This is a genomic window from Mesorhizobium sp. M7A.F.Ca.CA.002.15.2.1 (assembly GCF_003998715.1).
GTDB lineage: Bacteria > Pseudomonadota > Alphaproteobacteria > Rhizobiales > Rhizobiaceae > Mesorhizobium > Mesorhizobium ciceri.
In genome coordinates, this window is the sequence record NZ_RZPI01000378.1 from 1 (window position 1) to 5,442 (window position 5,442).

Annotated in this window: 6 protein-coding genes; 4 read left to right on the forward strand and 2 right to left on the reverse strand. The window is 62.4% G+C overall.

What is annotated here, in order from left to right:
- Nucleotides 1-291: STAS/SEC14 domain-containing protein (locus tag ENZ74_RS20265; RefSeq protein ID WP_164761098.1), on the reverse strand; the 291-nt coding region annotated here is incomplete at its 3' end.
- A gap of 134 nt (nt 292-425) precedes the next feature.
- On the opposite strand from ENZ74_RS20265, the gene ENZ74_RS20270 reads away from it, so the two are divergent.
- On the forward strand, nt 426-1,166 hold the full coding sequence (locus tag ENZ74_RS20270) for a pyridoxine 5'-phosphate synthase (RefSeq protein ID WP_063168262.1): 741 nt from the start codon (nt 426-428) through the stop codon (nt 1,164-1,166).
- A gap of 104 nt (nt 1,167-1,270) precedes the next feature.
- Nucleotides 1,271-3,190: a potassium transporter Kup gene (locus ENZ74_RS20275; protein ID WP_063168261.1), complete on the forward strand. Its 1,920-nt coding sequence runs from the start codon at nt 1,271-1,273 to the stop codon at nt 3,188-3,190.
- Nucleotides 3,191-3,375: 185 nt separating this feature from the next.
- Here ENZ74_RS20275 and ENZ74_RS20280 read toward each other — a convergent pair whose 3' ends face one another.
- Nucleotides 3,376-4,269, reverse strand: coding sequence for an SDR family oxidoreductase (locus ENZ74_RS20280; RefSeq protein ID WP_063168260.1), 894 nt, complete (start codon nt 4,267-4,269; stop codon nt 3,376-3,378).
- A gap of 135 nt (nt 4,270-4,404) precedes the next feature.
- Between ENZ74_RS20280 and ENZ74_RS20285 the strand changes: the two genes are divergently transcribed.
- Nucleotides 4,405-4,815 (forward strand): helix-turn-helix domain-containing protein, encoded by a 411-nt coding sequence (locus tag ENZ74_RS20285; protein ID WP_063168259.1) that lies wholly within the window; start codon nt 4,405-4,407, stop codon nt 4,813-4,815.
- A 44-nt stretch (nt 4,816-4,859) separates the two neighbouring features.
- On the forward strand, nt 4,860-5,442 hold a 583-nt coding region (locus tag ENZ74_RS20290), incomplete at its 3' end, for an NAD(P)/FAD-dependent oxidoreductase (RefSeq protein WP_245469125.1).

The following is a 5,442-nucleotide window of genomic DNA, read 5'->3' on the forward strand; positions in this document are numbered from 1 at the left end:
CGCTATCCAGTCCGGTTCGCCGATCGTCGCGCAACGGTCGACATGTTCCAATGCATGAATGGCGCCCTGCTTCAGGGTCTCGTCAGCGATGTCGGCCCAGTCGACGCCGTCGTGGTCGACGAGGCGCACCAGCACATCGACGCGCGGATGCAGGGCGTAGGCTGCCTCCAGCAATCCGAAAAGATTTTCACCATCGGCCGCGGAAACGTGCCCGACGACATCGATGGCGAAAAGGTCGTCACGGCTGGTCTCGATACGGCGGATTGCCGGCACCTCATCAAGAAAATTCATCGGCGCTACCTTTCCCCGCTGGTTCATCAGGCTTGGAACACCCGAAACCCCCAGTCTGTTCCCACCAAAGGCATTACTGTTCCCGTCAAAGGCATTATAGGTGGGCGCGTCTAACGATTTCCGAGGCCACCCGCATGCCTGCAAAGCTCTCCGTCAACCTCAATGCCATCGCCATGCTGCGCAACCGGCGCGACCTGCCGTGGCCAAGCGTCACCGGCCTCGGCCGCATTGCGCTGGCGGCCGGAGCGCACGGGCTGACAGTGCATCCACGCCCCGACGAGCGGCACACAAGACTCTCCGATGTGCCTGAGATCCGGTCGCTGATCGACGACGAGTTTCCGGGCGCGGAATTCAACATCGAGGGCTATCCGACCGAGGATTTCCTGCTGCTTGTGGAAAAGCATCAGCCTGAACAGGTGACCTTGGTGCCGGACGATCCGGCCCAGGCGACATCGGACCATGGCTGGAACTTCGCAACCCAGGCCGCGTTCCTCACACCAATCGTCAAGCGCCTGAAGAAGGGGGGCTTTCGCGTGTCGCTGTTTTCCGATCCGGATCCCGATTGGGTGGCGGCCGCGCGCGACACCGGCGCCGACCGCATCGAGCTCTATACAGGTCCATATGGCAGCTATCACACAGATTCCGCCAAAGCCGCCAAAGAGCTGGAAAGGCTGGGAAAAACCGCTGACGCCGCGCTTGCCGCCGGGCTGCAGGTCAATGCCGGGCACGATCTGGTGGTCGGCAACCTGCCGGCGCTGGTCAAGCGCATTCCGGCATTGGCCGAAGTGTCGATCGGACATGGGTTGACAGCCGACGCGTTGGAGTATGGCATGGCCGGTACGGTGGGTCGGTTCCTCAAGGCCTGCGGATGGTAGCGATGGGCAGCCTCGCATGGCAGGCATGGCAGCCATTACGCGACGGCACTTGATATTGCATCGCAGCAAGCGTAGAGCACCGCGCGCTTATCGGAGTGTCGTCCATGGCCCTTACCAATACTGGTAGTGAGGCAGAACCCGTCGAACAATCGAGCCATTCGGAAGTCGAACAGCACAGCACCAAGGTTCTGATGCTGGGCGCGCTCGGTGTCGTCTATGGGGATATCGGCACCAGTCCGATCTACGCCTTTCGCGAGGCGCTGGTGGCATCTTCCGGCGGACAGGTGGCCGACCGCGGTGACATCCTCGGCGTTTTGTCGCTGATCATCTGGTCGCTGACCATCATCGTCACCATCAAATACATCATGTTCGTGCTGCGGGCGAACAACCGCGGCGAGGGCGGCGTGCTGTCGCTGATGGCGCTGGCGCGCGGCAGTTTCCCCAAGCGCTCGGCGCTGATGCTCGGCATCGGCATCGTCGGGGCGTCGCTTTTCTTCGGCGACGCCGTCATCACGCCGGCGATTTCGGTGCTGTCGGCGGTCGAAGGCATGAACGTCGTCACGCCGACCTTCCAGCCTTATGTCGTGCCGCTGACACTGGTCATTCTCGCCATAGTGTTCGCGGTGCAACGTTTCGGCACGGGCGGCGTGGGATTGGTCTTCGGTCCCGTGACGGCGGTGTGGTTCCTGGCGATCGGCCTTTCCGGCCTCAACCACATCATCGCCGATCCGGAAATCCTGTGGGCGATCAGCCCGCACTACATCGTCGCCTTCCTGATCAATTCGCCCGATGTCGCTTTCGTCACCATCGGCGCCATCTTCCTCGCGGTCACCGGCGCGGAAGCGCTCTATGCCGATCTCGGCCATTTCGGCCGCAAGCCGATCGTGCTCGCCTGGCTGTGGGTCGTGTTTCCGTGCCTGCTGCTCAATTATGCCGGGCAGGGCGCTTTCGTGCTGGCCAAGAACGGCGTCGTCGGCCATCCGTTCTTCGAAATGAATGAAGGCTGGACGCTGATCCCGATGGTCGTGCTGGCGACCGCCGCCACGGTCATCGCCAGCCAGGCGGTGATCTCGGGCGCCTTCTCGTTGACCAGGCAGGCGGTGCAGCTCAACATGCTGCCGCGCCTGGAAATTCTGCATACGTCGGAGAAACAGTCCGGCCAGATCTACATGCCGCGCGTCAACCTGCTGCTGGCGCTGGTGGTGATGATGCTGGTGGTGGGCTTCGGCGAGTCCAGCAGGCTGGCATCGGCCTACGGCATCTCGGTGACCGGCAACATGCTGGTGACCACGGTGCTGTTGTTTGTGGTCATGACGCGGATCTGGAAATGGAAGCTGTGGCTGGCGGTCTCGCTGACGGCGCTGTTCGGCTTCATCGACGTCGGTTTCTTTGCCTCCAACATCGTCAAGGTGTTTGAGGGCGGCTGGGCATCGCTGGCCGTTGCCTTCACCATCGTGCTGGCCATGTGGACCTGGGTGCGCGGCAGCCGCTATCTGTTCGACAAGACCCGCCGCAACGAGATCCCGCTCGATTTCCTCGCCGGCAATCTGTTGAAGAAGAAGCCGCAGCTGGTGTCAGGCACCGCCGTGTTCCTGACCAGCGATCCGCTCAGCGCGCCAACCGCACTGATGCACAGCCTGAAGCACTACAAGGTGCTGCATGAGCAGAACGTCATCCTTTCAGTGGTGACCGCGCCGCAGCCGGTGGTGCCCGACAGCGACCGGGTCAAAATGGAGACGGTCAACGAGCTGTTCATGCGGGTAACGCTGACCTTCGGCTACATGGAGCAGCCCAACATCCCGCGCGCGCTGGCGATCTGCCGCAAGCAGGGCTGGAAATTCGACATCATGACGACTTCGTTCTTCCTGTCGCGGCGTTCGCTCAAGGCCTCGCCCAATTCCGGCATGCCGGTGTGGCAGGACCGGCTGTTCATCGGCCTGGCGCGCACGGCGGCCGACGCGACGGAGTATTTCCAAATCCCGACCGGGCGCGTGGTGGAGATCGGCACTCAGGTGGCCATCTAGGACATGCCGATATTCAGGTGAGGCCGGCCTGCGAACGGCAGGTTCCTGCGCTTCCGGTACTCACGGACCAAGTGTCCGCTCCGTTCCGGTTCTCGGAACCCACATTCTCGGTCCAGCCTGACCTGAATCTCGACATGTCCTGGCGAATGAGCTGTGTCTTGCGGCACAGTCCATGTCACTCCGCTTCAACCGGCCAGCGCGGCCTTGTTCGCCTCGAGGAACTGCTTCAGCGTTTTTGGCTTGCGGCCGGAAAGCGTCTCGATCGCGTCGGTCACCATGGCGATGCGGCCGGAGCGCGTGTTGACGTCGAAGGACACGATGACTTCAGCAAAATCCTCGGGAACGCCGGATGCCTTTACCCCTTCGGTGAGCGCTTCATCCGGAACCTGCACGACATCGAGCGACTTGCCGGTGACCTCGCTTACCAGGGCGGCAATCTCTGCCGTGGTGTAGGCGTGCGGACCGGTCAAGGTGTAGGTCTTGCTTTCGTTTGAAGCGCCAGCGAGGCTGGCGGCGATCGCCGCTGCCATGTCGTCGCGCGCACCGTGGGCAATGCGCCCGTCGCCGGCCGACGTGTACCATTTTCCCGAGGCGATCGCGTGCGGCAGGGCCATGAACAGGTTCTCCTGGTACCAGCCGTTGCGGAAGATCGTGTAGGGGATGCCGCTCGCCTTGATCGCCTGCTCGGTGCTGTAGTGGTCATCGGCAAACAGGACCGGCGATACCGGCTCCGGATTGGGCATCGAGGTGTAGAGCAGATGCGAAATGCCGGCGTTTTTGGCCGCGGCGACGGCATTTTCGTGCTGCTTCAGGCGCCTGCCGCTTTTGAGATCGAGATCGCCGGTCGAAATAATCAGCACCTTGTCGGCGCCTTTGAATGCGGTTTCCAGCGATGCCGCGTCGTTGAAGTCGGCGGCCCTGACAACGACGCCGCGCAGCGCCAGATCGGCCACGCTTTCCGGATTGCGTGTGGCGGCGATGATGTTTGCCGGTGGAACTTTGTGCTTGTCCAGGAGATATTGGATGACGCCGTGGCCGAGCTGGCCGGAAGCGCCGGTGACGAGAAGGGTTTCGCTCATGGAAGGTCCTGACATTGCGCCGCTAAGGCGGTTCGAGTGGCAGTCTCAAAAAGAGACCAGCACTAAAATAGGAATTGACCTGGTGCCGTAAAGAAGGCAGTTTTTCGGGAGGTAGGCACACGCAGGGAACCAGCCATGGACGGCAAGGTCATCAATCTGAAATCGAAGTTGGAGGTCTATAAGGCCATCTCAGGCGGCGGCAATATTGCCAATTGTCCGGTTCGCGAGGTCATTCAAGGGGTGAGCGGCAAATGGAGATCGCTGCTGATGATGGCGCTGGCTGAAAAACCCTATCGCTTCGGTGAGTTGCGGCGCCTTGTGCCCGACATTTCGCAACGCATGCTGACCCAGACGCTGTACGATCTTCTGCGCGATGGCTATGTGCATCGTGAGGTGTTCCCGACCAAACCACCAAGCGTCGAATACAGCCTGACCGATCTCGGGCGCTCTATGTTCGGCGCCTTTCATCAATTGATTCTGTGGGCCGAACTCAACCATGATGCGGTGCGCGCAGCGCGCGCCGATTTTGATGCGTCCCAGGCTTGAACGGCCGCCAAGGCCCAGGCTTGAACGACCGCTAAAGCCCCACGGTGCGGCTTGATTTCGCCGGGCTGCTGAAGGATTGTCCCGGCCAGTTCGGCTTTGGGGGCATTGGCATTTCCTACGACATCGCAATAGCAGGCGCCGGGCCGGCGGGACTGGCCATGGCGCTCTATCTCAAGCGCGCCGGGCATCGGGTCACGGTCTTTGAACGCTTCGATGAGCCGAAGCCGGTCGGCTCCGGGCTGATCCTGCAGCCGACAGGGCTGACGGTGCTGGCCGATCTTGGCCTGCTCGACGACATGCTGGCGCTGGGCAGCCGCATCGACCGCCTGCATGGCGCCGATGCCACCACAGGCCGTACCGTGCTCGATGTCCGCTACGATGCGCAGCGCGGTGGCCGCTTCGGGCTGGCGGTGCACCGGGCGGCCTTGTTCGGCGTGCTCTTCCGCGCCGCCCAACGCGAAGCGATCGCCATCGAAACCGGCGTCGAGATCGAGGCCTTGGAGACGGGCGAACGGACGACGCTGATCTGCGGCAACGGACGAAGGGCGGGGCCGTTCGACCTCGTCATCGACGCCAGCGGTTCGCGCTCGAAACTGCGCGGCGCAAGCGCTGCAGGCGAGCCACGAC

What these genes read in the sequence shown, in the direction of transcription:
- ENZ74_RS20270 (WP_063168262.1), top strand. Translation starts at nt 426, where the DNA reads ATGCCTGCAAAGCTCTCCGTCAACCTCAATGCCATCGCCATGCTGCGC.
- ENZ74_RS20275 (WP_063168261.1), top strand. Translation starts at nt 1,271, where the DNA reads ATGGCCCTTACCAATACTGGTAGTGAGGCAGAACCCGTCGAACAATCG.
- ENZ74_RS20280 (WP_063168260.1), bottom strand. Translation starts at nt 4,269, where the DNA reads ATGAGCGAAACCCTTCTCGTCACCGGCGCTTCCGGCCAGCTCGGCCAC.
- ENZ74_RS20285 (WP_063168259.1), top strand. Translation starts at nt 4,405, where the DNA reads ATGGACGGCAAGGTCATCAATCTGAAATCGAAGTTGGAGGTCTATAAG.